Annotated in this window: 22 protein-coding genes, 1 tRNA gene and 2 pseudogenes; 9 read left to right on the top strand and 16 right to left on the bottom strand. The window is 58.3% G+C overall.

Annotated features, from left to right (window positions below; translation table 11 throughout):
* Positions 1-48: 48 nt before the first annotated feature.
* Positions 49-1,380: an MFS transporter gene (locus BMX59_RS00125; protein ID WP_093119195.1), complete on the top strand. Its 1,332-nt coding sequence runs from the start codon at positions 49-51 to the stop codon at positions 1,378-1,380.
* 164 nt (positions 1,381-1,544) lie between these two features.
* Entirely contained in the window at positions 1,545-2,072 is a 528-nt protein-coding gene (locus BMX59_RS00120) for a DUF4142 domain-containing protein (protein ID WP_071488912.1), read from the top strand.
* A 55-nt stretch (positions 2,073-2,127) separates the two neighbouring features.
* On the opposite strand, the gene BMX59_RS00115 is transcribed toward BMX59_RS00120, so the two are convergent.
* From BMX59_RS00115 to BMX59_RS00095, 5 genes are all read right to left on the bottom strand, one after another.
* Positions 2,128-2,553: a low affinity iron permease family protein gene (locus BMX59_RS00115; protein WP_092241350.1), complete on the bottom strand. Its 426-nt coding sequence runs from the start codon at positions 2,551-2,553 to the stop codon at positions 2,128-2,130.
* Positions 2,554-2,634: 81 nt separating this feature from the next.
* Positions 2,635-3,135, bottom strand: a complete 501-nt coding sequence (locus BMX59_RS00110) for a methylated-DNA--[protein]-cysteine S-methyltransferase (protein WP_092241352.1) — start codon at positions 3,133-3,135, stop codon at positions 2,635-2,637.
* 90 nt (positions 3,136-3,225) lie between these two features.
* Positions 3,226-3,636, bottom strand: coding sequence for a type II toxin-antitoxin system HicB family antitoxin (locus BMX59_RS00105; protein ID WP_071488915.1), 411 nt, complete (start codon positions 3,634-3,636; stop codon positions 3,226-3,228).
* A gap of 22 nt (positions 3,637-3,658) precedes the next feature.
* Positions 3,659-3,841 (bottom strand): type II toxin-antitoxin system HicA family toxin, encoded by a 183-nt coding sequence (locus BMX59_RS00100; RefSeq protein ID WP_003189411.1) that lies wholly within the window; start codon positions 3,839-3,841, stop codon positions 3,659-3,661.
* A 168-nt stretch (positions 3,842-4,009) separates the two neighbouring features.
* Positions 4,010-4,903, bottom strand: a complete 894-nt coding sequence (locus BMX59_RS00095; protein ID WP_093119191.1) for a LysR family transcriptional regulator — start codon at positions 4,901-4,903, stop codon at positions 4,010-4,012.
* Between the two features lie 95 nt (positions 4,904-4,998).
* Between BMX59_RS00095 and BMX59_RS00090 the strand changes: the two genes are divergently transcribed.
* Together BMX59_RS00090 and BMX59_RS00085 are read left to right on the top strand one after the other, a co-directional pair.
* Positions 4,999-6,162, top strand: a complete 1,164-nt coding sequence (locus BMX59_RS00090; protein ID WP_093119189.1) for an MFS transporter — start codon at positions 4,999-5,001, stop codon at positions 6,160-6,162.
* Positions 6,159-7,328: an MFS transporter gene (locus BMX59_RS00085; protein WP_093119187.1), complete on the top strand. Its 1,170-nt coding sequence runs from the start codon at positions 6,159-6,161 to the stop codon at positions 7,326-7,328. The genes BMX59_RS00090 and BMX59_RS00085 overlap by 4 nt, the downstream gene beginning before the upstream one ends.
* 404 nt (positions 7,329-7,732) lie before the next feature.
* On the opposite strand, the gene BMX59_RS00080 is transcribed toward BMX59_RS00085, so the two are convergent.
* The 5 genes from BMX59_RS00080 to BMX59_RS00060 form a co-directional block, all read right to left on the bottom strand.
* A tRNA-Gly gene (locus tag BMX59_RS00080) sits at positions 7,733-7,806 on the bottom strand.
* Positions 7,807-8,021: 215 nt separating this feature from the next.
* Positions 8,022-8,906, bottom strand: a complete 885-nt coding sequence (locus BMX59_RS00075; RefSeq protein WP_093119185.1) for an alpha/beta fold hydrolase — start codon at positions 8,904-8,906, stop codon at positions 8,022-8,024.
* Positions 8,907-9,211: 305 nt separating this feature from the next.
* Positions 9,212-9,904 (bottom strand): pseudouridine synthase, encoded by a 693-nt coding sequence (locus BMX59_RS00070; RefSeq protein WP_092241364.1) that lies wholly within the window; start codon positions 9,902-9,904, stop codon positions 9,212-9,214.
* The gene (locus BMX59_RS00065; RefSeq protein WP_071488921.1) at positions 9,904-10,116 is read right to left on the bottom strand and encodes a cysteine-rich CWC family protein; all 213 of its coding nucleotides are present in this window, start codon (positions 10,114-10,116) and stop codon (positions 9,904-9,906) included. The genes BMX59_RS00070 and BMX59_RS00065 overlap by 1 nt, the downstream gene beginning before the upstream one ends.
* Before the next feature lie 74 nt (positions 10,117-10,190).
* Positions 10,191-11,813 carry a methyl-accepting chemotaxis protein gene (locus tag BMX59_RS00060; RefSeq protein ID WP_071488922.1) on the bottom strand — a complete coding sequence of 541 codons (1,623 nt, stop codon included), beginning with the start codon at positions 11,811-11,813 and terminating at the stop codon, positions 10,191-10,193.
* A 262-nt stretch (positions 11,814-12,075) separates the two neighbouring features.
* Between BMX59_RS00060 and BMX59_RS00055 the strand changes: the two genes are divergently transcribed.
* Positions 12,076-12,441 carry a hypothetical protein gene (locus BMX59_RS00055; RefSeq protein WP_093119183.1) on the top strand — a complete coding sequence of 122 codons (366 nt, stop codon included), beginning with the start codon at positions 12,076-12,078 and terminating at the stop codon, positions 12,439-12,441.
* Between the two features lie 56 nt (positions 12,442-12,497).
* Here BMX59_RS00055 and BMX59_RS00050 read toward each other — a convergent pair whose 3' ends face one another.
* The gene (locus BMX59_RS00050) at positions 12,498-13,610 is read right to left on the bottom strand and encodes an enoyl-CoA hydratase/isomerase family protein (RefSeq protein ID WP_093119181.1); all 1,113 of its coding nucleotides are present in this window, start codon (positions 13,608-13,610) and stop codon (positions 12,498-12,500) included.
* Positions 13,611-13,746: 136 nt separating this feature from the next.
* Here BMX59_RS00050 and ung point away from each other — a divergent pair, with 136 nt between their 5' ends.
* Both ung and BMX59_RS00040 read left to right on the top strand, forming a co-directional pair.
* Positions 13,747-14,439, top strand: coding sequence for a uracil-DNA glycosylase (ung, locus tag BMX59_RS00045; protein WP_092241372.1), 693 nt, complete (start codon positions 13,747-13,749; stop codon positions 14,437-14,439).
* A 170-nt stretch (positions 14,440-14,609) separates the two neighbouring features.
* Positions 14,610-16,616 (top strand): hypothetical protein, encoded by a 2,007-nt coding sequence (locus BMX59_RS00040; protein WP_139212835.1) that lies wholly within the window; start codon positions 14,610-14,612, stop codon positions 16,614-16,616.
* A 42-nt stretch (positions 16,617-16,658) separates the two neighbouring features.
* On the opposite strand, the pseudogene BMX59_RS00035 reads toward BMX59_RS00040, so the two are convergent.
* From BMX59_RS00035 to BMX59_RS00020, 4 genes and pseudogenes are all read right to left on the bottom strand, one after another.
* Positions 16,659-17,989: pseudogene (locus tag BMX59_RS00035) on the bottom strand (IS4 family transposase).
* Between the two features lie 184 nt (positions 17,990-18,173).
* Positions 18,174-19,700 (bottom strand): annotated as a pseudogene (locus BMX59_RS00030) (IS66 family transposase).
* A 59-nt stretch (positions 19,701-19,759) separates the two neighbouring features.
* Positions 19,760-20,095 (bottom strand): IS66 family insertion sequence element accessory protein TnpB, encoded by a 336-nt coding sequence (gene tnpB / locus BMX59_RS30640; protein ID WP_139212834.1) that lies wholly within the window; start codon positions 20,093-20,095, stop codon positions 19,760-19,762.
* Positions 20,092-20,418, bottom strand: a complete 327-nt coding sequence (locus tag BMX59_RS00020) for an IS66-like element accessory protein TnpA (RefSeq protein WP_092247174.1) — start codon at positions 20,416-20,418, stop codon at positions 20,092-20,094. Before BMX59_RS00020 ends, tnpB begins: the two co-directional genes overlap by 4 nt.
* 219 nt (positions 20,419-20,637) lie before the next feature.
* Between BMX59_RS00020 and BMX59_RS00015 the strand changes: the two genes are divergently transcribed.
* Positions 20,638-22,695, top strand: coding sequence for a hypothetical protein (locus tag BMX59_RS00015; RefSeq protein WP_139212833.1), 2,058 nt, complete (start codon positions 20,638-20,640; stop codon positions 22,693-22,695).
* A gap of 252 nt (positions 22,696-22,947) precedes the next feature.
* Complete coding sequence (locus BMX59_RS00010) at positions 22,948-25,206, top strand: autotransporter outer membrane beta-barrel domain-containing protein (RefSeq protein WP_093119176.1); 2,259 nt, start codon at positions 22,948-22,950, stop codon at positions 25,204-25,206.
* A 117-nt stretch (positions 25,207-25,323) separates the two neighbouring features.
* On the opposite strand, the gene BMX59_RS30385 is transcribed toward BMX59_RS00010, so the two are convergent.
* The coding region (locus tag BMX59_RS30385; protein WP_175486648.1) for a YncE family protein at positions 25,324-26,525 on the bottom strand (1,202 nt) is incomplete at its 5' end.

Below are 26,525 nucleotides of genomic sequence, written 5' to 3'. Positions count from 1 at the left end.
ACAACAAAAACAATCGGGCGCCGCTGAGCAGCCCGCTGGAGAGAAACCATGAGCACTCATACGTTGCAGGCCGGCGCGCGCCCGGCCGCAGAAATCAATGCCGAAAAAGCCCTGGTCAGCAAGGTCGCCTGGCGCCTGATGCCGCTGATCATGGTGTGCTACCTGTTCGCGTTTTTTGACCGGATCAACATCAGCTTCGCCAAGTTCCAGCTGCAAGCCGACCTGAGCCTGAGCGACACCGCCTATGGCCTGGGGGCCGGGCTATTCGTGGTGGGTTATGTGATCTTCGAAGTGCCGAGCAACATGATGCTGTACAAGGTCGGCGCCCGGCGCTGGATTGCGCGGATCATGATGTCGTGGGGGCTGGCGACGGCGGCCATGGTGTTTGTCACGGCGGAGTGGCAGTTCTATGGGCTGCGCTTCATCATCGGCGCGATGGAGGCGGGTTTTGCGCCGGGCGTGCTGTATTACCTGACCTTATGGTTCCCGCAGCACTTCCGTGGGCGTATCACGTCGATGTTGTTCCTGGCCTCGGCGTTTGCCGGTCTGGTCGGTGCACCGTTCTCCGGCCTGGTGCTGGAACACCTCGACGGCGTGTTGCAAATGCGCGGCTGGCACTGGCTGTTCCTGCTCGGCGGCTTGCCTTGCATTGGCCTGGGTTTGCTGGTGCTGACGTTGCTCAAGGATCGCATCGAAGACGCCCATTGGCTGACGGCGGCAGAGAAGACGTTGCTGGCAAGCCGTATCGCCAAGCATGAGCCGAACCAGCACGGCGGTTCGCTGCTGTCGGCGATCCGCATCCCCGGGTTCCTGATGCTCGGTTTTATCTACTTCCTGATTCAGGTGGCGTCCTACGGCCTCAACTTCTGGGCGCCGCAATTGATCCGCAGCGCCGGCACCCAGAGCCCGGTGATGATCGGCCTGCTCACGGCGATTCCTTATGTGTGCGGCGCCATCAGCATGGTGGTAATCGGGCGGCTGTCGGATGCCACCGGCGAGCGGCGCAAGTTTGTCTGCGGCCTGGTGGTGCTGGGGGCGATAGGCTTTTTCAGTGCCGGGATTTTTGCCGACCACACCACCTTCCTGATCATCGCCCTGGGCATGTTGGGCGCGGGTATCATCGCCTCGATCCCGACCTTCTGGACCCTGCCACCCAAGTTGCTGGCCGGCGCCGGTGCAGGCGCGGCGGGAGGCATTGCGGTGATCAATACCCTCGGGCAGTTCGGCGGCATTGTCAGCCCGGTGATGGTGGGGCGGATCAAGGACCTCACCGGCAGCACCACCCCGGCGCTTTACGTGATCGGTGTGTGCGCGCTGTTGGCGGCGGCGCTGTTGCTGTGGGGGCTGCCGCAGAAGTTGCGCACCCTCGATAAAGGCTGATCGGCCCATTGAGGGCGAACACTGCAACGGTGGCAAGCCCGCCTGATTCGGTGATGACCGTTCGTCGCACTGACAAGTTTTTTCTAAACCTTTACCGCCCTCAAAATTCGAAATGAGGGCGGGGTGTATTCCCCGCCCCTATTTTTGCCCTGGAGGAACCCATCATGAGCCGCATGGCTATCCGGTTACGCACCGCCAGTTTCGCGATGCTGCTGGGCCTCGGCGCCAGCAATGCTTTCGCCCAGTCGCCTGCTGAATTCATCGAGCAGGCTTCGGCCAAAGGCATGGCCGATATCGAAACCAGCCGCATGGCCCACGCCAAGACCTCGTCCCAGGAAATCAAGGACTACACCATCGAGGTGATCAACGAGCGCACCCTGGCCAACCAGCACCTGGCGGCCATCGCCAAGAAGCTCGACCTGCCCGTGGCACCGCGCGAAAAGATTGTCGATAAAGCCGAAACCCTGATGCCCGAACTCAAGGACGGCGACTCCTTCGATGCGGCCTACACTGCGCAGCAAGTGAAGGAAAACGAAGACGCCATCGCCCTGTTCAAGCAGGAAGGTGCGGCGTCGGATGTGCCGGAAATCAAAGCCCTGGTCGATGAGACGCTGCCCAAGCTGGAGGAGCGTCTGCAAAAAGCCCGTGAATTGGCGTCGACCTATGGCAAAGGTCATCAAGGCGACGGTTGAGCCTGTCTCCTGAACTGAAAAAACGGCGGCTGGATCTTCTCCAACCGCCGTTTTTTCATGCCTGGTTCAAATCGGTCTTGGTCGCTGCCGCATCGTCGGCGGCATGACCACAACTGCTGTTCAGGCTTACCGTGCCGGCGTTGCCGATGCTGCGATATTCCTGGCGCAGTTTTTCCAGTTCCTTGCGATCCAGCCCATCCAGGCTAAGTACCGCATTCTGTGCATCCTTGGACACACGCAGTAGCTCGTCGATCTTGATATGCAGGATGTCGTTATCGCGGTTCTGCGTGTTCTGGATCAGGAACACCATCAAGAAGGTGATGATGGTGGTCGAGGTATTGATGATCAGTTGCCAGGTGTCGTTGTAGTGGAAATACGGCCCGCTCAAGCTCCACGCCAGGATCAGCGCCACTGCCGCGTAGAACGTGCGCGGGCTGCCGGCCCAGCGGGACAGGGATTGGGAGACTGCGGAGAATTTCATGACCGTTTTCCTTGGAAGGGTGATGAAGTTATGGACCGCAGGGAATCTTTGAAATTTCTTTTTACATTTGACCGACGCTTCTTAAAACGCCAATTCGACCTGGCCAGTACCTTCAAGCGCGAGCAAATATTGCTTGGCTTTCAACCCTCCGGCAAACCCGGTCAAGCCGCCCGACGCGCCAATGACCCGATGGCACGGCGCAATGATCGAAATCGGGTTACGTCCATTGGCCGCGCCCACTGCGCGAACGGCTTTAGGGTTACCGATCTGCTGGGCAATTTGGCTGTAGCTGCGGGTTTCGCCAAAGGGAATGGTGAGCAGCGCCTGCCAGACCTGCTTCTGAAAATCGGTGCCGGTAAAGTCCAGCTCAAGTTCGAACTGGTTACGGTTGCCGGCAAAGTACTCGTGCAACTGGCGTTCGGTCTCCAGCAACACCGGGCTGTCATTGGCCTCGTGCAGTTCACCCAGGCGCACGCGGTTGGCGCGTTCTTCTGCCCAGAGGATGGCGCTGAGTTTGCCAGCACGCGCCACGAGGGTGAGTACGCCGACAGGCGAAGGCATGAGCTTGTATTCGTAGGACATGAGCGGGCTCCTGGGTAGGCGGGGTAGCGTTGAATCTAGACCACGCCGCCCAACTGGAAACTACGTTTCTTGCGATTGAATTCGGTTTGTTCAGTGGTCCTGCTGTAACACTTTAAGTGCCGCTGAAGCCAGAAAGCCGGAACGGCTTTTTTCTTCCGGGTGGTGCAGCACATATTCATCGATGCGGTTCAGCAGATAACCGGGCAGCGTGATGTTCAGCTTCTGCGCCTTGCCCAGGTACTTGGTGACATCAATGTCCACCACCGCCCAGGTGCAACCTGCATATTGAGGGTTGGCGGCGTGCAAGGTGACCTTTTGCGCGCTGGGAATCGGTGCACCGTCTTCCGCCAAGATCTCGAAGTGTCCTTCAATGGCTTCGCGGGCCATGGCCATGGCGTCGTCCAGGTCATCGCCGGCGGAGTAGCAGCCGGGAATATCCGGGACTTCCACGCCCCAGGCGTGGTCGTCGTCGCCGGTTGAAATTGCAATCGGGTAAAGCATGTCTGTTGTCCTCCACGGACGGTTAACTCAGCAGAGCCTGTTTCAAAATGCTCTTGGCGGTCTTGTCCAACAGGTCCTTCTTTGGATGGGGAATCGTCACCAGCCCCGGTTTTGTCGGGTGCTTGAAGTGGTGATGGCTGCCTCTGATGCGTACCAGATACCAACCGTCCGCAACGATGTGACCTATCAAATATCGGCTATCCACAACACCTCCTTGTGGTGTGTGATGGTGGTGACTATAACCACTGAAATGAAATTATCAACACTCTACCTACCAGTGGTCGATGACCGGCGTTTTGGCAGGTGGTCAAGAGAGTGTATGAGCGCGGCGGAATGGCGCCGCAAGGAGGTATTGCGAGGTTTTGCAGCGGCGTTACCGGACCTTTAGCGTCTGTGCAATGACTGCGAGAAACGCATCAACCAGTACACTTTTTGATTCTGTTCGGGTCAGTACCAACAGCTGCGCACACGCATCCGCTTCCACCAACGGCCTGTACGTCACGCCTTTATTCATCAGGCTCTGCGTACACGCCGGCACCAACGCCACGCCTTGTCCGGCGGCCACCAGCGCAATGATCGAGGTGATCTGCCGCCCGGTCGGGCCTGGGCGTAACGGCTGGCCGTGGTGCCGGTAAAGCTGTTCGATGGACTGGTTGAGCCCCGAGCCATAATCCGCTGGAAACAGAATCAACGGGTAGGCACAGAGCTGCGCCAGGCTGACGTTAGAAAGGCTGGCCAGCGGGCTGTCGCTGGACACAGCGGCCACCAGGCGTTCTTCACCCAGGGACAGCGCTTGCACCGCTTCGCCTTGGGGCAACAGGCGACTCAGGCCGATATCCAGCCGCCCATCTGCCACCTGCGCACCCAGGCTGCCCGAGGCGCATTCCACCAGGGTCAATTGCACATCGGGAAAGCGTTGGGCAAACGCCTGGATCGCCTGGCTGAACAGGTCCGACAGTGCGATCGAGCTGACATAGCCTAACGCCAGTTGCCCGGCCGTACCTGCCGCGAGTTTGCCGGCGATCACCTGTGCCAATTCCACCTGCTCCAGTACGCCGCGTGCATAGGGCAGGAATGAGCGGCCTTGCGCGGTGAGGGTGACCGTGCGGCTGGTGCGGTCGAACAGCTTGAAGCCCAGCTCGGTTTCCAGCGCCGAGATCTGTCGCGTCAGCGGCGGTTGCGCCAGGTGCAGACGAATGGCTGCGCGGCCGAAGTGCAATTCTTCGGCGACGGTCAGAAAGTAACGCAGCTTGCGTAGGTCGAGCATCCTGGTCCTTGGGTATCGATCGGTCCGAAATCGGTATTGGTTCAAGACCTGCCGGCCATTCTATAAAGACCTCACAAAATAAAACGAGAGGTTTCATGAAACCGCGCCTGCATTGTGCCCGTCTTGCCCTGTTCCTGTGTGGCTGCGCGGCGTTCCTCAACCTGTATGCCACACAGAGCATTCTCCAGACATTTGCTACGCAGTTTCACATCAGCGCCAAGGCGGCGGGGTGGAGCATCACCGTGACGACGCTGGCCGTGGCGATCACTGCGCCGTTGGTCAGCCGCCTGACCGGGCGCTTCGAACCACGCACGGTGATCAGCGCAGCGGCTTTGCTGTTGGCGCTGCCGTCACTGATGACCGCCTGGGCCGACAGCTTTGCCGATGTGTTGGTGTGGCGGTGTGTGGCGGGGGTGTTGATCCCGGTGGTATTCGCCACCAGCGTGGCGTATATCGGCGACCGCTGGCGTGGCGGTACGCTGACGGAAGTCACCAGCCTGTATGTGGCAGGGACCGTGCTGGGTGGGTTCGCCGGGCGTTTCATCACAGGCGTCGTGACTGAATATGTCGGCTGGCGCGAAGCCTTTGAATGGCTGGCGGTGCTGAGTCTGATGGTGGGTGGGTTTATCCAGTTTCTGTTGCCGATGAGTCGTGCGCGATCAGAGAAGGTTCAACCCTCGTTCTCGGCGGTTTTTAGCAAGCCTTTGCTGGCTGCCTACGCCGTAGGATTTTGTGTGTTGTTCTCACAGGTCGCAGCGTTTACCTACGCAGGTTTGTACCTTGGATTACCGCCCTTCAGCCTGGGGCCTGCTGCATTGGGCACGCTGTATATGGTGTTTTTGCTGGCGCTGATCGTGATCCCCATCGCCGGGCGCCTCAGCAAATCCCGGCCCCACGCCGAACTGCTGAGTGTGGCTGCGCTGCTGGGCATCAGCGGCTCGGCGCTGACGCTGGTGCCTTCCTTGTGGTGCATCGTGGTGGGCCTGGCCCTCAGTTCTACCGGCGTATTCCTCGCGCAGTCGGCAGCCAACGCGTTCACCACGGCAACGGCCCGTGACAATAAGGCAGGCGCTGTGGGGGTGTACCTCACGTGTTACTACCTGGGCGGCAGTTGCGGCGCCATTGTCCCGGCATTGATCTGGGAACGCTGGGGCTGGGCCGGGTGTGTGGCGCTGATTATCACCTTCCAGGTGTTGACCTTGCTGATCGCCCTGACCGGCTGGAGGCCCGCCAAACCTCAACTGATCCCGACGCCATGAATGCCATCCCACCCCGCCGTCGCACGCTGATCGCCGGCTGCAGCGCCCACGCCGTGCATGATGGCCTGACCGATGTCATCTACGTGCTGCTGCCGATCTGGCAAACACAGTTCGCCTTGTCCTACGCCCAGGTCGGGCTGTTACGCGGTGCCTATTCCGGGATAATGGCGGTGTTCCAGCTCATGGCCAGCCGCGCCGCAAAACGCTGGGGTCGAGTGCCGATGCTGGTCGGCGGAACCGCGCTCGCCGGCACGGCTTACCTGTTGGTGAGCCAGGCCACCGGGCTGGTGATGCTATTGCTGGCGCTGCTGCTCGGTGGGCTGGGGGCCAGTAGCCAACACCCGCTGGCGTCTTCGATGATCAGCGATGCCTACGAAGACGGTGGCGGAATCAAGCAGGCGTTGTCCCAGTACAACTTCTCCGGCGACATCGGCAAAACCCTGATCCCCGGTCTGGTCGGCCTGTTGCTCACGCTGATCAGTTGGCGCGCCAGTGCCACGTTGCTGGGGTTGCTGGGGTTGGCGGCGGCGGGGTTGCTGTGGTGGCTTATTCCTGCGCAAACATCCGAAGCGTCCTCGACCAAAAAAGCCAAACCCTTCACCGGAACAGGCTCCGTCACCGGTCTACGCGCACTGATCCTCACCGGCACCCTCGACAGCGCCGTGCGCATGGGTTTTCTCACCTTCCTGCCGTTTCTGCTGCAGGCCAAGGGGGCCGGCACCGCCGGTATTGGCCTGGCCCTGACCCTGCTGTTTATCGGCGGTGCGTTCGGCAAATTATTCTGCGGCTACCTGGGCGCACGCATCGGCATGATGAAGACGGTGTGGTTGACGGAGGGCAGCACGGCACTGCTGATCGTGGCGGCGGTGTACCTGCCGTTGAGCGGGTTGATGGTGATGTTGCCGGTGCTGGGGCTGGTGCTCAACGGCACGTCTTCGGTGTTGTACGGTGCGGTGCCCGATCTGGCACCAGCAGAGAAACGCGAACAGGCGTTCGCCGTGTTCTACACCGGCACGATTGGTGGCGGGGCATTGGCGCCGATGGTGTTCGGCGGGGTGGGGGATGCGCTGGGCGTGACGGTGGCGGTGATGCTGCTGGCCGGTATGTTGGGGGTGACGTTGCCGTTGGCGTGGGTGGTGCAGCGGGGAATTCACTCAAGCGATTGAGTGTCTGGCGGTATGTCCAGCTCGGGCGGCGTTGGTCCAGGAGCCAACGCCTTGTACAGACTCCAGGCCGCCCATACCACGGGGGAGGAAAGCCGAAAAACACAATGTGCATCTACGCGTTGACCGCTGAAGTCTGATCTTGCGAAGTTGCCTACACGCTCATCGGAACGCGTTGGGTTGTACACCATGGGAAGGCTATTTATGGTTTTTCAGCCGCTACATGCTCGATGGCAACTGCACGCAACGCATAAAGTGTGCCGGTATCCCGAAAGCTACCCGGTTCACTCGCCTGCGTGCAGTTGCCACCCTCCCATCAAATTCAACGCATAAAAAAACCGGCCACCAAAGGACCGGTTTTTTGCATCCCTCGTCAGAGACAACCTGACGCGGAACGAGAGTCTGAGTGGAGCGGGTAGAGGGAATCGAACCCTCGTCGGAAGCTTGGGAAGCTACTGTTCTACCATTAAACTATACCCGCTCAGAGCGGCTGACTTTGTACCAGAAGTTCGCCGGGATTTGAAGTTTTTCTTCAAAAAAATGTGTGGGTTACAGATGTCTCACACATCGACAAGCGAACCCGTTGCAGGAGTGAGCTTGCTCGCGAAAGACTCAAGAGCGCCACGTTCTCTCAGGAGACGAGCGTTATCGTTGACGTTCTTCGCGGGCAAGCCCGCTCTTGCAAGGGGGCGTGTTTCAGAGTGCAAAGGCATGTTGTGCCGGGCCGGTCTGATAACGCAATCGGCTGACCTGGCGCTCCGGTTTCAAGAAGCCCACCACCGCATCCCGGCTGTCCCGACAGGCGGCCTTGTGCTCCATGTCCAGGAAATGCCCCGTGGCCTGGATCGTGCTGAAGCTGCTTTTTGCCACATGCTGGCCAAACAGCTTGGCATCCTGGGCGCTGGTGTATTCGTCCCATTCACCGTTCAAAAACAACACCGGGATGTCAATCTGTCTGGCCGCCTTGAGGTAGCACAGGCGGTCACTGTTGAGCACATGGCTGATGTGGAAGTGCATCTGCCCATACTCGTGCTCGGCCAGGCTGCTCACGTGCTTGTAGTTGAAGCGCTTGAACAGTGACGGCAGGTGTTTGCCGATGGTGCTGTTGACCAGGTGGCCGACGCGATCGCGGTCGAGGTTGCCGAGGTAGTCGACGCCGCGTTCCAGGTAGTCGCGCATGGGCGCGTTGATCACTGGGGAGAACGAGCTGATCACGGCTTTTTCCACGCGACGTGGCCGGTGGGCGAGGGCGACCAGGGTGGCGGCACCGCCCCAGGAAAACGACAGCACATGTACAGCGGCAAAGTGGTCGATGAGCTCCAGCAGGATCTGGCCTTCGACTTCCTTCGTCAGCATCTGCTCATGGCGGTTATGGATTTTGGAGCGACCGGCGTAGGGCTGGTCGTACAAAACCACATTGAACTGCGGGTACAGGCTTTTCACGGTTTGGGCGAAGGATGCCGTGGTGGCCATGGAGCCGTTGACCAGGATGATGGTCTTTGCAGCAACGTCCGCGCGATAGAACTCCGTGTAAACCCGATACTGACCCTGTATATCCAACACAGCGATTTCTGGCCTCATGTCGTAAGACTCCTGGCAAGCGGGTAGGGCGCGCAGATCACTCTGCACGAGCTTTGTGACAGGTAGGCATACGCCTGGAAAAGGAGGGCCCATGTCGATCCGATGACGGCTGGCCGACGGGTGTTGTTGTGACGGGCTGTTTGCCTGGAAGGCCCGTAGATCAAGCGCGGGCGGGGCAAGGTGTTTCTTGGAGGTTATAGGCGACTCGCCAGTCATATTTGAACTGGTGATCCTGATTCAAGCAGTCGAGTCGGTACCTCGCAAGGTGACCTGGCGGTTTTTTGCTATCAGCGGCTGAACGGTCGTCAGACCTGTCGGATTTCGTCGTCAGTCAGCGCCCGATACTGGCCGGGCGCAAGGGTCGCATCCAGCACCAGGGGGCCCATGCGCTCGCGGTGCAGGCCGATGACCTTGTTATCAAAGTGCCCGAACATGCGCTTCACCTGGTGATAACGCCCTTCGATGATGCTCAAGCGAGCGCGTCTCGGCCCGAGCAACTCCAACTCGGCAGGTTGGGTGGTCAGGTCTTCGAAGGCGAAGTACATCCCCTTGGCAAATGTCATTGCGTATTCGGGGCCGATAGCCTGTTCGGTCTCGACGAGATAGACCTTGGGCAACTTGGTCTGCGGTTGCGTCAGGCGCCGCGACCATTGGCCGTCGTTGGTGATCAGCATCAGGCCGGTGGTGTTGAAGTCCAGACGACCGGCAATGTGCAATTCGCCTTTGTCCGGCTCATCGAGTAAATCCAGAACCGTCGGATGTTGCGGATCAGAGGTGGCGCTCACGCACCCCCGGGGCTTGTGCAGCATGAAGTAACGCGCCGGTTTGCCTGCCTGCAGCACCTCATCGTCAACGCTCACTCGGCTGAATTCCCGCACCTCGTGATGGGGGTCGCTGACGGCCACGCCATCCACCGCCACACGCCGCTCAACCAACAGCAGGCGCACTTGCTTGCGATTGAAGCGCGGCAGGTTACTGAGGAAACGATCCACCCGCATTACGTCGGCTCAACCCTACGCAGTTGCTCATCGACCTGGGCACAGCGCGGGCACAGGCAGGCCTGGTTGCGCAGTTCATCGGGCAGGGCCTGGAGCACCGCCGGGTCGATGGTGACGCTGTAGCACCAGCAGGCCTGGTCAACCGTACGTGGGTCAGCCAGGCTGCAGTCGTTGCGTGCACCGCAGGCGGGGCAAAGGGTGGGTGTGGTCATGGGCTGGTTCGGGCAAGGTTGCGGATGATTCCGCCAGGCCCTGTACGATACAGGGCCGTCCCCGCCCAGGCCACTCAGAGCTGGAACTTGCTGACCAGCACGTTGAACGAGGTGGCCAGGCGCGACAGGTCCTGGCTGGAGGCGTTGGTCTGATGGGCGCCGGCGGCCGTCTGGGTGGACAGGTCCTGGATGTTCAGCAGGTTGCGGTCCACTTCGCGGGCCACCTGGGCCTGTTCCTCCGAGGCCGAGGCGATCACCAGGTTGCGTTCATTGATCTTCGCCACGCTGGTGGTGATCCGTTGCAGCGCTTCGCCGGCGTTCTGCGCCAGGGTCTGGGTGTTGTTGGCCCAGGTCAGGCTCTTGTTCATCGCCGCGACGGCGTCGTCGGCGCCGGTCTGCACTTCACCAATCATCTTTTCGATATCGACCGTGGACGTCTGGGTGCGATGGGCCAGGGCGCGCACTTCATCGGCGACCACGGCAAAACCGCGACCTTGCTCACCCGCACGGGCCGCTTCAATGGCCGCATTGAGCGCCAGCAGGTTGGTCTGGTCGGCGATACCACGGATCACATCGATCACCTTGCCGATCTCCCGTACCTGCCCGGCGAGGTCTGCCACCGACTGCGTGGAGTCATTGATCTCAACCACCATCGAGCTCATGCCGGACACCGCCTGTTCCACTTGCTGGCGACCCTCTTCGGCTTCGGTGGTGGCCTGGCGCGAGGCTTCAGAGGTCGAGACGGCGTTGCTGGCCACTTCGTCCACGGCGGCGGTCATCTGGTTGACGGCGGTGGCCGCCTGTTGGATCTCATCGTTCTGGCGGGTCAGGCCACGGCTGCTTTCATCGGTGACCGCACTCAGTTCTTCAGCCGCCGATGCAAGCTGGTCGGACGCGTTGGCGATTTCCACCAGGGTGCTTTTCAGGCCGCCCTGCATATCCGAGAGGGCCATCAGCAGTTGCCCGGCTTCGTCGGTGCGCTCGGTGACGATGGCCTGGGTCAGGTCGCCCTGGGCAATGCGTTGCGCGTTCTGCACGGCTTGAGCGATGGGGCGGGTGATCAGGCGGGTGATCAACACACCGATGATGACCGCAATGATGAAGGCCAGCACAATGCCGCTGATCATCCAGGTCAATGCACTGTTGCGCAGTTCCTCGGCAGCGATGGCGCCTTCCTTGATCTGGCGGTTGTTGGACTCGATCATCACGCGGATCAGCTCGCGTGCCTGGCGGAAGAGTTCGTTATTGCTGGTGTTGAGTTGGGTGCGGGCCTGATCGACCTGGCCGCCGTCGAGCATCGCCATGATGCGTTCGGAGTTGCTGATGTAGCTGGGCCAGAGCAGGTCAAGCTTGTCTCCCGCTGCCCGTTCGTCGTCTTCCAGCGGCGTAGCGCGGTAGGTGGCGTACGCAGCCTGGCTGCGCTTGAGTTCCTGGGCGATATCCTGGCGCACACGGTCGCGATCCTGTGGGGAGACGTCGCCCTTGCTGGCATCCAGCAAGCGATACAAGCCACGGTTATGGGCCACTATGCCATTGAGGGTGGCGGCCGTGTTGCTGACCGAGACCAGGTTGTTGGAGAACGTCAGCTCCAGCGCTGACGAGAGGCGAACCACGCCTTTGATCCCCAGCAGGCCCACCCCCAGGGTGACCAGCGCGCACAGTAGGAATGAGAGCAGCAGTTTGGTTGAGATTTTCATGAGTCAGGTCCGGGCAGGGTAGCGAAGGGTGCACGCTAGAGCCTCCCTGGCCCTTGGCGATGTCATAGTGACATCATCGCAATTGAGAAAGTTGCGAGCCAGATAAATTTACTGAATCGATAAAGCGCACGTAGATGTTTCAACCTATTACGAAAACGCACCAGATTCAGTTTTTGATGTCAGATATTTCGTCATTCAATGAAAGTTGAGTGCCGCCCTCCAGCGTCGCTGGAGGCGCTCTTCCGCGGTCCAGGAGGCCGCCATGTATCGACGACTGCTGCTCAGCGTTTTACTCGGTCTAACCCTTTCCGCTTGCGTGCCCTATTACGATGGAGGCCAGAGCTACTATCGATCCGAGGTCTATACCTCACCGGCACCGGTGTATTACTACGGCGGCGGCACGGCGTATCAGTACCGCCGTGATTACTACCCCGCGCCGCGCTACTACGCGCCACAACCGCGCTACTACTCGGCCCCGCGTTATTACCAGCCGGCGCCGCGTTACTACGGGCCGCGTGCCGGTTACCGGCCGTATCCAAACCAGGGCTGGGGCGGAGGTCATTGGGGGAATGGTGGTGGACACGGTCGCGGTTCCGACCATGGAGGTGGCCGCGGCGGTCACCGTTGACGGGCCTGTACGGCAAGCGGCGCATGAAGCGCCGCTTTTTTTTGGGGGCGCAGCCGTCAGTAATCGGACAGGTCGGCCAGCGGGTGGCGACCTTCCCACGCCTTGTCGAAGTGGGCCTGCACCACCGCCTCAGGAACGGCGTTGATATCCGGCCAATGCCAATGGGGCGCCTGGTCCTTGTCGATCAAACGCGCGCGCACCCCTTCGCTGAATTCAGGATAACGGCAGCAATTGAGGCTCAGGGTGTATTCCATCTGGAACACCTGGGCCAGGGACAGGTGACGGGCGCGCTGGATCTGTTCCCACACCAGATGGGCGGTCAGTGGGCAGCCTTCGCTCAACGTCTTGCCGGCACGGCTGAACAGTGGATCGGTATGCTCACTCAGCAGGCTCAAGGCGCGCCAGGCACACCGCACGTCGCCTACATCCAGCCATTCGTCGATCTGTGCCCGGCGCGGCAGCCATTGCGCTTCGGGTTGCTGGCTGGCGGCTTCCTGGGCCAGCGCCTTGAGCAGGCTGTTGAGCTGCATCGGGGTCTGTTCCTGCCAGTTCAGTTGCAGCAGGCCATCAAGCAATTCGTTCTGCTGGTCGTCACGCAGGAAACGGTCGGCCAGGCCCAGGTCCAACGCGTCACGCCCGTTTATATGCGCACCGGTGAGTCCGAGGAACAACCCGAGCTTGCCCGGCAGGCGCGACAGGAACCCACTGGCGCCAACGTCCGGGTACAGGCCGATGCTGATCTCCGGCATGGCCAGCCGGCTGCTGGGGGTGACGATGCGGATCGCGGCACTTTGCAGCAGACCCATGCCGCCGCCCAGCACATAGCCGTGGCCCCAGCAAATCACCGGTTTCGGGTAGGTGTGCAGGCGGTAATCAAGGCGATACTCCGCCGCAAAAAATTGCGCCGCCAGCGCCGGCACCACGCCGGGCTCTTCGCGACAAGCCTGCGCCAGGCTGCGCACTTCGCCACCGGCGCAAAAGGCCTTGGGGCCGTTGCCGCGCAACAGCACGCAGACGATATTCGGGTCTTTGGCCCAGGTATCCAGGCGACTGCTCAAGGCGAGGATCATCGGCAGGGAAAGGGCATTGAGGGACTTTTCAGCGTCGAGGCTGGCGATGCCGATGCGGGCACCGTCGCTGCCGGTCAGCTCTTCGAAGTGCAGGTTCATCGTGACCTCAATCGAGAAGGTGAAGGATGAGTATGATCGCTTCGCAGGAAAGTGGCGTCGATGTGTCAGATCAATTGACAAGCGGGGTCGGCTTTCCTAGGGTTCGCCTCATTCTTTTTGACAAGACCATTCAACCATGACCGACGACGACCGTATCAAACTCGAACCCAGCTGGAAACACGCCCTGCGGGATCAGTTCGAGCTGCCGTACATGGCCCGGTTGCGCGAGTTCCTGCGCCAGGAACATGCCGCCGGCAAAGAGATCTACCCGCCCGGCCCGCTGATTTTCAACGCGCTCAACTCCACGCCACTGGACAAGGTCAAGGTGGTGATCCTCGGCCAGGACCCGTACCACGGTCCCGGCCAGGCCCACGGCTTGTGCTTCTCGGTGCAACCGGGCATCCCGACGCCGCCGTCGCTGCTCAATATCTACAAAGAGCTCAAGCGCGACTTGAACATCGACATCCCCAACCACGGCTACCTGCAAAGCTGGGCCGACCAGGGCGTGCTGATGCTCAACACCACCATGACCGTCGAGCGCGCCAATGCCAACGCCCATGCGGGCAAGGGCTGGCAGTTCTTTACCGATCGGATTATCGAAGTGGTCAGCGAACATCAGCCGCACCTGGTGTTTCTGCTGTGGGGCGCGCATGCCCAGAGCAAGCAGAAGCTGATCGACGCGACCAAGCACCTGGTGCTGACGTCGGTGCACCCGTCGCCGTTGTCGGCGTATCGCGGGTTTTTGGGTTGCGGGCATTTCAGCCGGACCAACAAGTTTCTTGAGCAGAATGGCGAAACGGCAATTGATTGGGTAGTGCCGCAGCTTTGAGTCCGCCTGGGTACGACGCAAGCGAGGTTTTCGCCGTAGGACCCTGTTAGTTCTGACAGTATCCAAGGCGTCGATTTCTGTTTTAACTGTTCTCCTGACCGTAGGCGGCGGGTGCGTGCCAGCGCAGTAGCCCAAGGTCGCCATATCATGGGTTGCGTTGGGAGAATGAGATGACTGACTCAAAGGTGCGCCAACAGAAAAAAAACGTCGCTAAAAACACCCGTCCCAACAAAAGAAAAAAGAACACTCCTGCAGCGGGACGTGCCGCTCCCTCACCCGGGGTGGTCGGCCCACTACCGGAAGATGGCCTTCCGCTGTTATGGGACGAAGCCGCTCACAAAATTCCCCTCTCAGTTCGGGGCCAGCCCTTCAAAGTTACCATTCCAAGCGTGTGGATGCCCAATAATGCAGCCACTAACGTGCGCACCGACATTCGATACTTCTGGAAGGGCGATCATGTGCATACCGCGCAGATTTTCGGTCCCTATGATCCTGCCGTCCTGTTCCCCTACACCCAAGAGCTGCCGGCATGGTTGTTGGATTCTCCCGGTATCAGCCTGCTGTACTACGAAATCAGTGGGGTATTGTTGCCGACGGGAGAGTCTGAGCGAACCCTGATTGACGTCGATGATAGCCCCCCCAACCTGGATAACCCGGGTACCGAATTGATATTCAACGACTACACGCTTGATGGCGTGAGTGATGCCGAACTCACCGCCGACGCAGGTATCCCCTGTGAAGTTCCGCGATACATGATCATGCGCACTGAGGACGTGGTCATGGTTTACTTTGGAGTCCTCCCCCATATCAATTACGTCGACCGCTTGGTCGTTGAACGGCGCCATATTGAAGACGGTGATCCGCTGCAGTTCTTGATACCCGAAGATTTTGTTCGCAACAGTGGGGGCGGTGAGCGGTGGGTGTCGTATCGGCTGATGGACCGTGTCGGCAACATTGGGCCTTTTTCCGATCCGGTCAAGCTCGATATCAACCTTGTTTCCTTGCCAGACTTGCTCCGGCCTTTGGTGCCTCGGGCAGAAACTGATGGCCTGATTGATCTGGATGATATCCGCCAAGGCGTTAGCGTCTCCATCCGCGAAGTGGTAGACGCAGAGCAGGGAGATATCATTACTCTGCGTTGGAACACCCATGTGTTGGCGACGATTACCGTAGGTCCGCTACAGATCTGGCCCATCCCTGTGGAGGTCGCGTGGCCGATATTCCTGGCGGGCGGGTTTGACGCTCGGTACCCGGTACGGGTCTGGTACCAGTTTGCGCGCGGTTCGCTCACCAAAAACTCACCGGACACCTTCATTGAGGTCGATGCTACGGTGGCAGGTGATCCTCCGGTCGGCCCCGATCCGATCAACCCCATGTTGCCGCGTGTAACGGTCAAAGGGGTCACTGAGGATAACGTGATCACTCCGGCAGACTCACCCGGCCCTGTTCTGGTTGAGGTGCCTTTGTTCGTCGATCCGGAGGTGGGGGAAAACCTGCGCCTTTTCTGGGGCAATGACGGTGCATTTGCCGATATCAAAGTGGTTGATCCCGGAGATGTCGCCGGGCAGAACGTGCGGTTGTATGTGCCATGGGCCTTGATCGTAGCGGGTGGTGGACTGGTAGACGTTTATTACTGGACCTACAACGGCGTCAATTATCAACGTAGCCCTGCCACCGAAGTGCGGGTTGAGTTGGACACGCTAACGGGGCTGCTTGCAGCCAACGTGCTGAACGATCACCCGAATAAGTGGATCACCTGCGACACCGTCCCTCAGCCCTATGAGGCGGTCATTGTGGGGATTCCCTGGAGCACGACTCACTTTGAAGTCGGGGATAAGGTCAGGTTGTTCTGGAGCAGTCACCGCACGACCCATGGTGGGGGGACGCCTATTCCGGGGACTCAGGTCTGGTTTGAAGTGGAGCTGACAGACGCCCACAGAATTGCCGGCGTAGTAGAGGTGGATATCCAACCTTTCGACCCGTTGATCACGGTGCCAGGGCTGATTCCAACCAATGGTTCTGGGTTGCATTACTACCGCCTGTATAAAGCCTCTGGCCCAACTGGGAGGTCAGCAGCCAGACCCTCGCGGATTGACCTTATCCGGCCTAGTGGATCGACGTGTCTCGCTCCGCCCGCAGGTAAGCGGTCGAAGCCTGGCAAATCAAAATCCCAATAGAAAACAGGTTGAATGACAGGGGGGCTTAAGGCCTAATGCCAGTCAGTTAAGCTGACTGGCATTTTTATTTTTGATCGGGTATTTCGGCGATTTCAGCCTGATAGATCGAGGATAAATGCGCTCTTCCCGTCGATGGGGAAGAACATAATGCGGGGCAGAGGCATGCAGCTCGGCCAGGTATTTTGGGATGTTCCCGGAACGGTCGGCCGATACACTGTTGATGAAGCCTAAAATTGCCCAGGTGCATGCGGTGAAGCTCATTTCACACGGGTAGATTCCCGGACAGTGGCGACTCATTTCCACCATCTGATAGCGCAACAAGTTGTAGCCCAGCAACACTCCCCACAGCTCTTGCTCAATCATCTCGGGCGTCTTGCTGCGCAACGTATAGCTGCTGTTGAGCAGCGTCTGCTTCATCTCCCGAAACCCTAACTCGATCTCCCAGCGCTGGCTGTACAGGTCAACGATTTCGTCGGATGGAAAACGCAGCGGATCGGCCATCGACGTCAGGATCTGACATACCTTGCCCTTGACGGTTTTGCTCAGGAGGCGCGCCATCAGACGCTCCGGCAGCCCCGGCCATTGTTTACGGGCTTGTGGCGATGTGCTTAATGAGACAACCGCATCTTGACGACCCAAACGCTGAACAACGTCGTACTGCGCGCCTTTTCGCAGTGGCATCAACCAATGACGCTCGGTGCCCGCTTGTTGCCATTGGTGCAACAGCCCCAAAGAATAGAAGCCGCGATCAACAAAGTCAGCGAGTGATCTGGCGTAGTCTCGATCAATTGCTCAGCCAGCTTCATTTCGTTGCTGCGGTAACCGTCAAACGCGCTGCCGATCAGCATATGGCTGGTCAACTCCATTTGGCAGACCATACGCACCTGCGGGAACCCGGTGTCGCCGTGCTGGTTGCTGGCCGAGTCGTAGCGTGCTCGATTTTCGGGGGTGTCAGGCGTTCGCCAGACGACCCCGTCGACACCCAGCAGGCGCAAACCGGCCCAAGTGGGATGGCCAGCCGCCTCATGCCAACTTTTCTGAGTCAAATCGAAGACTTGTCGTACGGCCTCACTGCCCAGTCTCTGGCGGGCTTGGACTACGGCGCTGGGCGCAACCAGCGGGCGCTGGCCTGGCAGCATGATGTTCATGCGACTGACCACATCCCACGCCGACATGCGCCGGAAGAACGCCATGGAAATCACACACCAAAGCATCACTTCCAGCGGCAAGCGCCGCTTGCGCAGGGTCGCTACGCCGGCCTGCTCAAGTGCCTGCTCGACCAAAGAAGGATCGAGCAAAGAATCCAAACCCTCGATTGAGTGGGGAGTGGAGGCGATGTTGTGGGTCAGTTCCAGTGCCCGAGCGAGACGCATAAAAAAATCCGATGCCAGTACAGGCATCGGATTTTGATTTCTTGCGGCCAAAGGTCAAGCGAGAAGGCTTAACTGATCGGCATTAGGCTTAAGGCCCCCTTGTTGTTATCAATCAGGGCCGGCACTAGCAGCATTAGAGCTAATAAAAGAAATGTAAGCGTCTGCCGAAGTCACCTTGCATGACTCAGGCAGATACCCACTGATGCGGCAGCAGTTGGTCAATCTCACTCGCCCGCTGTGTCGGTAGCCGCGTCAGCACATCTTTGAGATAAGCATACGGATCATGCCCATTCATACGCGCCGATTGGATCAGAGTCATGATCGCCGCCGCCCGCTTACCGCTGCGCAACGAGCCGGCGAACAACCAGTTGGAGCGCCCAAGAGCCCATGGCCTGATCTGGTTTTCGACGGCATTGTTATCTATAGGCACAGCACCGTCTTCCAAGTAGCGCGTCAGCGCTACCCAGCGTTTAAGGCTGTAATCCAAGGCTTTGGCTGTTGCTGATCCGTTGGGCACAAGATCGCGATGAGTCAGCATCCACTCGTGCAGTGCTTTCGCCAACGGCGCTGCTTTTTCTTGCCGTATTCGGCGGCGATCCTCGTCACTCATCTCACGTGCCTGGCGCTCAACTTCGTACAGGCCGCCAATCGAGTGCAGTGCCTGTTCGGCCAGTTGGCTTTTATTCGCCGCGTGCAGATCGAAAAACTTGCGGCGCGCATGAGCCATGCAGCCAATTTCGGTCATGCCCTTCTCGAACCGGCTTTGTAGCCAGCAAAGTCATCGCACACCAGCTTGCCATTCCAGGAACCCAGAAAGTTACGCGCATGCTCACCGGCGCGACTCGGGCTGAAGTCATAGACGACTGCCTTAAGTGCCGAAAACGGTGTAGTGCAGTAAGCCCAAACGTAGGCTCGATGGGTTTTCTTTTCACCGGGCGCAAGCATCTGCACCGGCGTCTCGTCGGCGTGGACAACTCGTTGCGCTAGAACCGCTTCTCGCAAAGCATCAACCAGTGCTTGAAGCTGTACACCGGTCTGTCCGACCCATTGGGCCAGTGTTGAGCGCGGGATCGCTAAACCGGCGCGTCCAAAGATTTTCTCCTGCCGATACAGCGGCAAGTGATCAGCGAACTTCGCCACCATCACATGAGCCAGCAAACCTGCGGTCGGAATCCCCTTGTCGATCACTTGAGCTGGAACTGGCGCCTGGATCAGTGTTTCGCACTGACGGCAGGCCCATTTTCCACGCACATGCTGTTCGACGATGAACACGCCCGGTGTGTAATCCAACTTCTCGCTCACATCTTCGCCGATGCGCTGAAGCTGGCAGCCGCAAGAGCACTGCGTGTTTTCCTGTTCGTGATGAATCACGGTACGTGGAAACTGCGCTGGCAGCGGTGCACGCTTGGGTTTTTGACGTGTTTGCTCTGGCGCCGGGGCCGGCAAGAGTGCGCTCAATTCGGCGTCGATAGCCTCAAGATCAGTATTGAGCAAGTCGTCGAGCAAGTGGCCTTGCTCCGGGCTGATCTGCTCACTGCGCTTGGCAAACCGGTGTCGCTTGAGGACGGCGATTTCATGAGTCAGCTGTTCGATGAGGGTCTGATCGTGATGGATCTTCCTACCCATGGTGTCGACCTTCGACATCAACTGCGCTGCTAACGCACGCAGTTGGTCGGGGGGTCATTTGGTCGAGGTCGGGTAAGGAAGTCATGCCCTGGATTTTACCAAAGCAGATCGCTGGCGACAGCTCGCCAAGACGCGAATTACATTTTAAAGCAGCGTGATGGTGCCTCCAGCGCCGACACGCTGCCAAGGTAGGCCAAGCACCAGGGCCTGAAGTTGTTCGGCGTCCAGTTCCATTTCGCAACCTTGTCGAATACCTGGCCAGTGAAACTTACCCTGGTTCAACCGTCGTGCGGCCAGCCAGACACCAATTCCATCATGCACCAGGACTTTCATGCGGGTAGCACGGCGATTGGCGAACAGATAAGCGCAGTGCGGCTTCGCCGCACCGAACACCGCAATCACCCTGGCCAGAGCGGTCTCGGTGCCAGCACGCATATCCATGGGCTCGGTGGCGAGCCAGATGCTGTCGATGCGGATCATAGGGCAAGTCCACGGACAAACTGAGCGCAGCCCTCAGGGTCGGAAGCAGGCCATTTCACGGTGATGGTTTGCTCGCCAAATGGCAGTTCAATAACCGCCGACGCTTGAGCCTTTGGCTTGGGATTTACCGGTGCGACGTTCACGGGAACAAACGCAGGCAGCACGACTGCCTGCTGATCACGAAAAAGCGGTAACCAACGGCGCACGACATTAGCGTTGATGCCGTGACTCATCGCGATGGCCGCCACGGAAACACCGGGCTGTTGGCATTCGTGAACCACTTGGGCTTTAAAGGATTTTGAGTAGGACTTACGTTCACGCATGGCGATCCTGATATTAAGGGTAATTGCGTCCGCTTAAATTACGCGGACACAATCGACCTTAATGCTGGGGTTCGGTAGGTGTGTTTGCCGGCCCCTTACAAAGAAATAGCGCACGTTCTTATTGTTTTTGGCGTTTTGCGAAGGTGTGCGGCGAAACATCAGCGACGATGCTTGAGTCGATAACACTCAAAACTGTCAATGTTGACAGGTGTGCGAAGGATGCTGGAGGTGCCTAATAGAAATGGCCTTGCACCTGTTAGCAAGACGGACAAGTTATCTAAACTTCCGGAGTCAACCGAGATGGCAAGTTTAAAGAAACCCAAGAGTACAAAGGCACCCAACGCAGCTAAAAACTCCAAAACGGCTGTTCGCTCGGTTTTGACAGAGCCCCGATCCACGCGCCGAGCCCCGCGAGCAGGGACACTTGCGCCAATAACGGTGCTGAATGCGGAGGATGATGTACCCGGTGGCCAGTCCAATCTGATGAATATCGAGAAGCTTTACCTGGAAGGATTGAAGTTCGAGATCCCCAAATGGACCATAGGGGGTGGCGCTCCGGGAGCGCGTCACCAACTGGAGGTCAGGCTCAATAATGTGCTCATCATGCCACGTGAAGACCTCGGCACGAACCTGAACGATCCCAGCCTGCAGTGGCCTCGTCCTTACACGCTCACTCAAGCCCAAGTGGGTGATCACGGTGTCAAAAGTCTGACCTATGAGGTGTTTTTTAATCCGGCGACTAACAGTTCGAGGGAGCCGGTGAACGTTACAATTGACCGATACGACACACACGCCAGGATCCGGCCTTCGAAAGCGACGCTTCCGCCCTGGGTAGTCGATGGCAAAGTGACGGTTGAGTTGCTCGCGGTGCCGGGTAACACATTCATTGCAACCTGCAGCGGTCGGCTTGATCCTCAAGTGGGCGATAGCGTGCGTGTCTACTGGCATTACACGGATTCGACGCCGATTGCCACTCTCACCAATTTGCCCGTCAATCATTTACCGGTAGACGTTACCGTGCCCCTCGCGGACATAATGACCAAGTCCTCAGGCGTCTATCAGATGGCGTATACCTACCTCGACCGCGCCGGCAATGAAACGACCTTTCCCCCGTACCTCACGGATGTAACGCTTTCCCTTGAGCCCAACCCTTCAAACCTGCAAGACCCTGTCGTGCCCGAAGCGCCGCTGGATCGGGAAGATGCTCAGCTCAATCGCGCCTATGTTCAAATCACGGGCTACGACAACTATGAAATTGGCGATCAACTCGTTGTCAGCTTTAACGGGCAGCTGCTCTATTTAACCGTGAACAACCTAAATTTCCCTAAAGACGTTCCAATAACATGGGCCGCTTTGTCGTCTGGAGGCGTGACTGCCCCCTATGTTGCCGCGGTTTTTTACTATGTCGTTCGAAACGGTACTCCCTCTCCGAACTCCACCACGATCGACGTTTCAGTGGACCTTACAGCACCGGGCCTGATACCCGATCCGGGCGGTCCTGGGCCGGTCAACCCTAACCTTGGCCTGCTCACACTCACCTCGGCAGGCGGCCTGACCAACAAAATTGGCCCGGGTGATACGGGTGATGCCACGGTCACTTTTGATGTGTATACCGGCGCAACGGCGGGTGATCGCATTCAGATCTACCTGAAGGGCATCCCCCTGTTGACACCGCCTTATACCGTCACGTTGCCGGATGAGACGGCTACACAGTTCAGTATTACGGTTCCCGCCTCAGGCATTGCCTTGGTCGGTAATGGAGAGCACGACGCCCATTACAGCCTCAATAACGGAACCAACAATAACGTCACCGACTCATTGCCAACCGAGATCGATGTGCAAGCATTCGTGATTGAAGATCTGGCACTGCTTGAATACCCAGATTCGATAGATTCCGGTATCGGCGACGACACCCGCTTCATGAATTGCGCACATGGCGTTGCGTCAGGTATCAAAACCAAAATCATCAGCCCGGGCAAGTTGAAGAAAGATGACAAAGTAAGCGTGGTGTGGGTGATCTATGGGCCTAATGACTACTACTCGAACGTCAAAGTAAACGAATACGAGTTCCCTCCCGTGACGGTCACCATCGATCACTTTGCCGGGCACCCTGGCGAAGAGTTTACGGTGCCTTTCGCCACCTATATCTCCCCAGTCACCGAGGGGCGTGTCGAGGCTTACTACAAAGTGGTCGGAGCGGGTGGCACTCCGGGAGAGTCCGATCCTTCCATTTTGTACATCACCCGTAAGCTCCTGGGCGGTGGTACTTGTGGCTGACGAGCTGTTCTGAATGTACTGAGTCGTTCCCAATAACCCTTGAGGTCAATGCCTCAGGGGTTATTGGTTTTGCCCTGACGGTTCGCGTCAACGCTTTGCCCATCCTTCATTAAGGAAAGTCCTACAAGGCCGTAGATTCGGCCTACATGAAGTTCCTCCTCGGGTACGTAACCTCGGCGCCTCTGAAAGCCTGAGTCGATGAGTCCTGTAATCGATTGGCTTGTTCAGTCATCCGACTAGAGGTTCTACCCTATGAATACCCATGTACTTTTCAAGCGTTCGCGCTTGTCTGCCGCAATCAAAATCCTGGCGATCGCGCCTTTTTCACTGGTGGCAACTCACGTGTCCGCCGTGGACCTTGGAGCAGGTCAGAAGCTTGTCATTGATGCAGGCAGCGACTTTGATCGCTACACCTTGAAAGACGGTGCACAACTGATTTCCAACGGGGCGGCGATTCTCAGCGTCGCTTCGCAGAATTCGACCTTTGAGATGAATGGCGGCGAGGTCGTAGCGGGTTCCGAACACGGAGTCCAATTGTACGGCAGCCAGGCAACCATTCGTGATGCTCACATTTCCAGCGCCAGCGGTATTGGGATGATCGTGGGCGAGCACGCTGCCGCAGGCAGTCACGCCCAAGTGTCCAACAGCCGGATAGAAGGTGCCACCTATGGCGTCAACCTGGGGCGGGAAAGTACGCTGCAGATGACGAGTACCGATGTTCTTGGTGGCGAATTCGGTATTTTGGCCATCGACGGCAACCTGGCCGCCCAGGGCGGCAGTATCACTGGCGGCACCAATGGTCTCTATGTGTACCGCACTGCCGATGGCACGACACCCGCCAGCTTTCACCTTGAAGGTACCCGGGTAGTTGGGGAAACCGGTGCCGCCATCGTGGTGGATTCACCGGGGGTTGGTACTACGCCTATCACCATCGCCAATGGCACCACGCTGGAGGGTGGCAACGGCAACATGTTGGAGGTGATCAACGGTGGCGCAGCTGACGTACTGGTCAACAACAGCAACCTGGCCGGCAATATCCAGGTAGGCAGCGGCAGTGCCCTGGACCTGAATCTGGATTTCGCCGCCATGAAAGGCGACATCATCAACAACGGTGGCACCGCCAATGTGGGCCTGAACAACGGTGCGGTCCTGACCGGTCGCCTGGAAAACGTCGACAAGCTGTCGGTCAACAGCGACGCCACCTGGGTGTTGGTGGATGGCCAGGATGAACTCAAGGAACTGTCGATGAATGGCGGTAACGTCAAGTTCGGCGATTCGGGTGCGTTTTACCAACTGAACGTGACGAACCTGAATGGCACCGGCGGTACCTTCATCATGAAGGCGGATTTCTCGACGTTGACCGGCGATTTTCTCAATGTCACCGGTACTTCCTCCGGCGCGCACCAGTTGTTGATCGCCAGCACCGGTGCTGACCCGTTGTCCGATGATCGTTTGCATGTCGTGCGCACTGCCGATGGCGGTGCGAGCTTCAGCCTGGTCGGTGGTCGGGTGGACGTCGGTACCTATTCCTACGGACTGGTCAGTGACAACCGCGACCACGATTGGTACCTGGACCCGGACAATAAAGTCATCAGCCCGAGCACCCACTCCGTACTGGCCCTGGCCAACGCGGCGCCGAGCGTGCTCTACGGTGAAATGACCAACCTGCGTACCCGCATGGGTGAGTTGCGTCACAGCGATGGTAAGTCGAGCGGCATGTGGAGCCGAACGTACGGCAACAAGTTTGAAGTGAACAACCGCGATAAAGGTGTGCAGTACAACCAGGCACAGCGTGGTTTCACCCTGGGTGCCGACGTACCGTTGTCCGGTGGCGATGGCCAATGGCTGGCAGGCTTCCTGGCCGGTCACAGCACCTCAGACCTGGACCTGAACCGTGGCAGCAAAGCCACCGTCAACAGCTACTACGCCGGTGGATACGCCACGTGGCTGGACGCTGAGAGCGGCTTCTACTTCGACGGCGTGCTCAAGTTCAACCGCTTGCACAACGAGTCCAACGTGGCGATGAGCGACGGCAGGAAAGCCAAGGGCAACTACACGCAAAACGCAGTGACTGCTTCGGCAGAGGTGGGCCGCCACATCAAGCTGGACGACGGCTTCTTCGTGGAACCTTACGGCCAGTTGGCCACGGCGATCATCCAGCGCCAGAGCTACGAGCTGGATAACGGCCTGCAAGCCAAGGGCGCGCGTACCGCTTCGGTGGTGGGCAAGGCCGGTGTGACCGCCGGGCGTGACATCCAACTGGACGGAGGCAGTGTGCTGCAGCCGTACTTGCGGACTGCCGTTGCCCATGAGTTCAACCAGAGCAACAAGGTGTCGGTGAACGGCCACAGCTTCAACAACGATTTGTCGGGTACCCGGGTTGAAATGGCAGCTGGTCTGGCCATGGCCGTGTCGAAGAACTGGAAGGTCCACGCCGATGTAGAGCGCAGCATGGGCAAGAGCGTCGACCAGCCGTGGGGGGTGAATGTGGGGGTGCGATATGACTTCTAAGAGTGCCTAAACTCACCACCTGTAAAAAAGCCCCGTATCTTTTGATATGGGGCTTTATTTATTAGCGGTGTCCCGTCCTGGGCGGGCTGTCATTTTGGAGTACAAGCATATAGGAGGTCACAGGTCGACCAACGCAATGGTACTCGATCGGTAGTTTGAGACTAGCAGATGCTTTCCGTTGGGCGTCACTTGTAAAAATTGGGGGCCGTTGAAGCCGCTTAGCGTGTTCACAAGTTTCGGTTGGTCTTCTGAGGTGTCGAAGATGTGTACTTTATCAGTGCCGTTCTCTGTTAAATAAAGTAGCGCCTCAAAAGGGTGAGTGGCTACTCCTACAGCGTAGTTAAAGCCTTGATTTGTATTTATTATCTTGTTGAGCAGGCGATCAAAGGTGCCCACGCTAGAACCCGACACGTAGAAGCCTTTATTGTCGGTGTTAGAGAAGGCAATGTCGCTGACAGGAGAGGGGAAAGGTGCACTGGAAATGAATGCGTCTGAGCTTGTATCGAGTCGACGTACCCCCCAATTGCCGAGCCAACTGTAAATGACATTTTCGGGCGATATCCAGAGCCGGCTACTTGCCGCCCCCGTGCCCGTAGGAATGTATTTTTCAACGTTGCCGGTTTGCGTATTGATTTTTGCAATTTCATAAAGTTCAGAACCAGCATGATAGTAATGGGTTGAAGTGTAAGCATAAGTGCCTGTACCCTTGATTCCGGTAATGCCAAATGGCATTTTGTAGTATAGCAAAGTTTGTTTAAGCAAAGCGTAGGAGGCGGTGTCGTAAGCGGCAACAAGATTAGCGGCTGACGCGTAGCCTGCTATTACTCCTATTAAAAGCTTAGTGCCGTCATTGTTTAAGGAGATTGCAAAGCTGTTCGGCGTTTGTATTGTATGTACGACCAGTGCTTTTTCTATGTCAATAACACTCACTGTTTTTGACTGGCGATTGTTTACAAACGCAGTTTTGCTGTCTTTAGTTATCACAATCTGGTGCTCACCGGCACCCACAGTGATGTGTTTTGACACCACAGGCTGGCGATTAATCCTGTAAGCAACCGACTTCAGCTTGATCGCACTGTTTTCAATCCCCGCTTCGTCCAGTGAAACGCTCGCGTCGACGGTCACAGTAGCGCCATTGGCTAGCCCTTTCAAATAGGAGTCATGTATCAAGTCATGCGTACGCTGTGCCGTAAACTCGGCGGCGCTTACCTTGATGCCTGGGCGCAGGAACAAGTCAGTAGAACTTTTCAGGCGAATGAAAACCGCTTGTTGCCGATTGAAGAAGGGCCACGCCTTGACCTCCACAGAGTTCGACTGGC

The sequence above is a fragment of the Pseudomonas sp. NFR09 genome (assembly GCF_900111535.1).
Lineage (GTDB): Bacteria > Pseudomonadota > Gammaproteobacteria > Pseudomonadales > Pseudomonadaceae > Aquipseudomonas > Aquipseudomonas extremorientalis.
The sequence above is the reverse complement of the archived record's forward strand: the minus strand, read 5'-3'. Positions and strand labels throughout refer to the sequence as shown.

Coding starts and splice junctions, on each gene's coding strand:
- BMX59_RS00105 (WP_071488915.1), bottom strand. CDS start 3,636: ATGCTTTACCCGATTGCAATTTCAACCGGCGACGACGACCACGCCTGG.
- BMX59_RS00095 (WP_093119191.1), bottom strand. CDS start 4,903: ATGCTCGACCTACGCAAGCTGCGTTACTTTCTGACCGTCGCCGAAGAA.
- BMX59_RS00015 (WP_139212833.1), top strand. CDS start 20,638: ATGCTGGAGGTGCCTAATAGAAATGGCCTTGCACCTGTTAGCAAGACG.
- BMX59_RS00120 (WP_071488912.1), top strand. CDS start 1,545: ATGAGCCGCATGGCTATCCGGTTACGCACCGCCAGTTTCGCGATGCTG.
- BMX59_RS00090 (WP_093119189.1), top strand. CDS start 4,999: ATGAAACCGCGCCTGCATTGTGCCCGTCTTGCCCTGTTCCTGTGTGGC.
- BMX59_RS00010 (WP_093119176.1), top strand. CDS start 22,948: ATGAATACCCATGTACTTTTCAAGCGTTCGCGCTTGTCTGCCGCAATC.
- BMX59_RS00040 (WP_139212835.1), top strand. CDS start 14,610: ATGACTGACTCAAAGGTGCGCCAACAGAAAAAAAACGTCGCTAAAAAC.
- BMX59_RS00050 (WP_093119181.1), bottom strand. CDS start 13,610: ATGAACCTGCACTTCGAAGAGCTGACCGGCAGCGACGGTGCCCGCATC.
- BMX59_RS00115 (WP_092241350.1), bottom strand. CDS start 2,553: ATGAAATTCTCCGCAGTCTCCCAATCCCTGTCCCGCTGGGCCGGCAGC.
- ung (WP_092241372.1), top strand. CDS start 13,747: ATGACCGACGACGACCGTATCAAACTCGAACCCAGCTGGAAACACGCC.
- BMX59_RS00020 (WP_092247174.1), bottom strand. CDS start 20,418: ATGCGTGAACGTAAGTCCTACTCAAAATCCTTTAAAGCCCAAGTGGTT.
- BMX59_RS00125 (WP_093119195.1), top strand. CDS start 49: ATGAGCACTCATACGTTGCAGGCCGGCGCGCGCCCGGCCGCAGAAATC.
- BMX59_RS00065 (WP_071488921.1), bottom strand. CDS start 10,116: ATGACCACACCCACCCTTTGCCCCGCCTGCGGTGCACGCAACGACTGC.
- BMX59_RS00060 (WP_071488922.1), bottom strand. CDS start 11,813: ATGAAAATCTCAACCAAACTGCTGCTCTCATTCCTACTGTGCGCGCTG.
- tnpB (WP_139212834.1), bottom strand. CDS start 20,095: ATGATCCGCATCGACAGCATCTGGCTCGCCACCGAGCCCATGGATATG.
- BMX59_RS00070 (WP_092241364.1), bottom strand. CDS start 9,904: ATGCGGGTGGATCGTTTCCTCAGTAACCTGCCGCGCTTCAATCGCAAG.
- BMX59_RS00110 (WP_092241352.1), bottom strand. CDS start 3,135: ATGTCCTACGAATACAAGCTCATGCCTTCGCCTGTCGGCGTACTCACC.
- BMX59_RS00085 (WP_093119187.1), top strand. CDS start 6,159: ATGAATGCCATCCCACCCCGCCGTCGCACGCTGATCGCCGGCTGCAGC.
- BMX59_RS00075 (WP_093119185.1), bottom strand. CDS start 8,906: ATGAGGCCAGAAATCGCTGTGTTGGATATACAGGGTCAGTATCGGGTT.
- BMX59_RS00055 (WP_093119183.1), top strand. CDS start 12,076: ATGTATCGACGACTGCTGCTCAGCGTTTTACTCGGTCTAACCCTTTCC.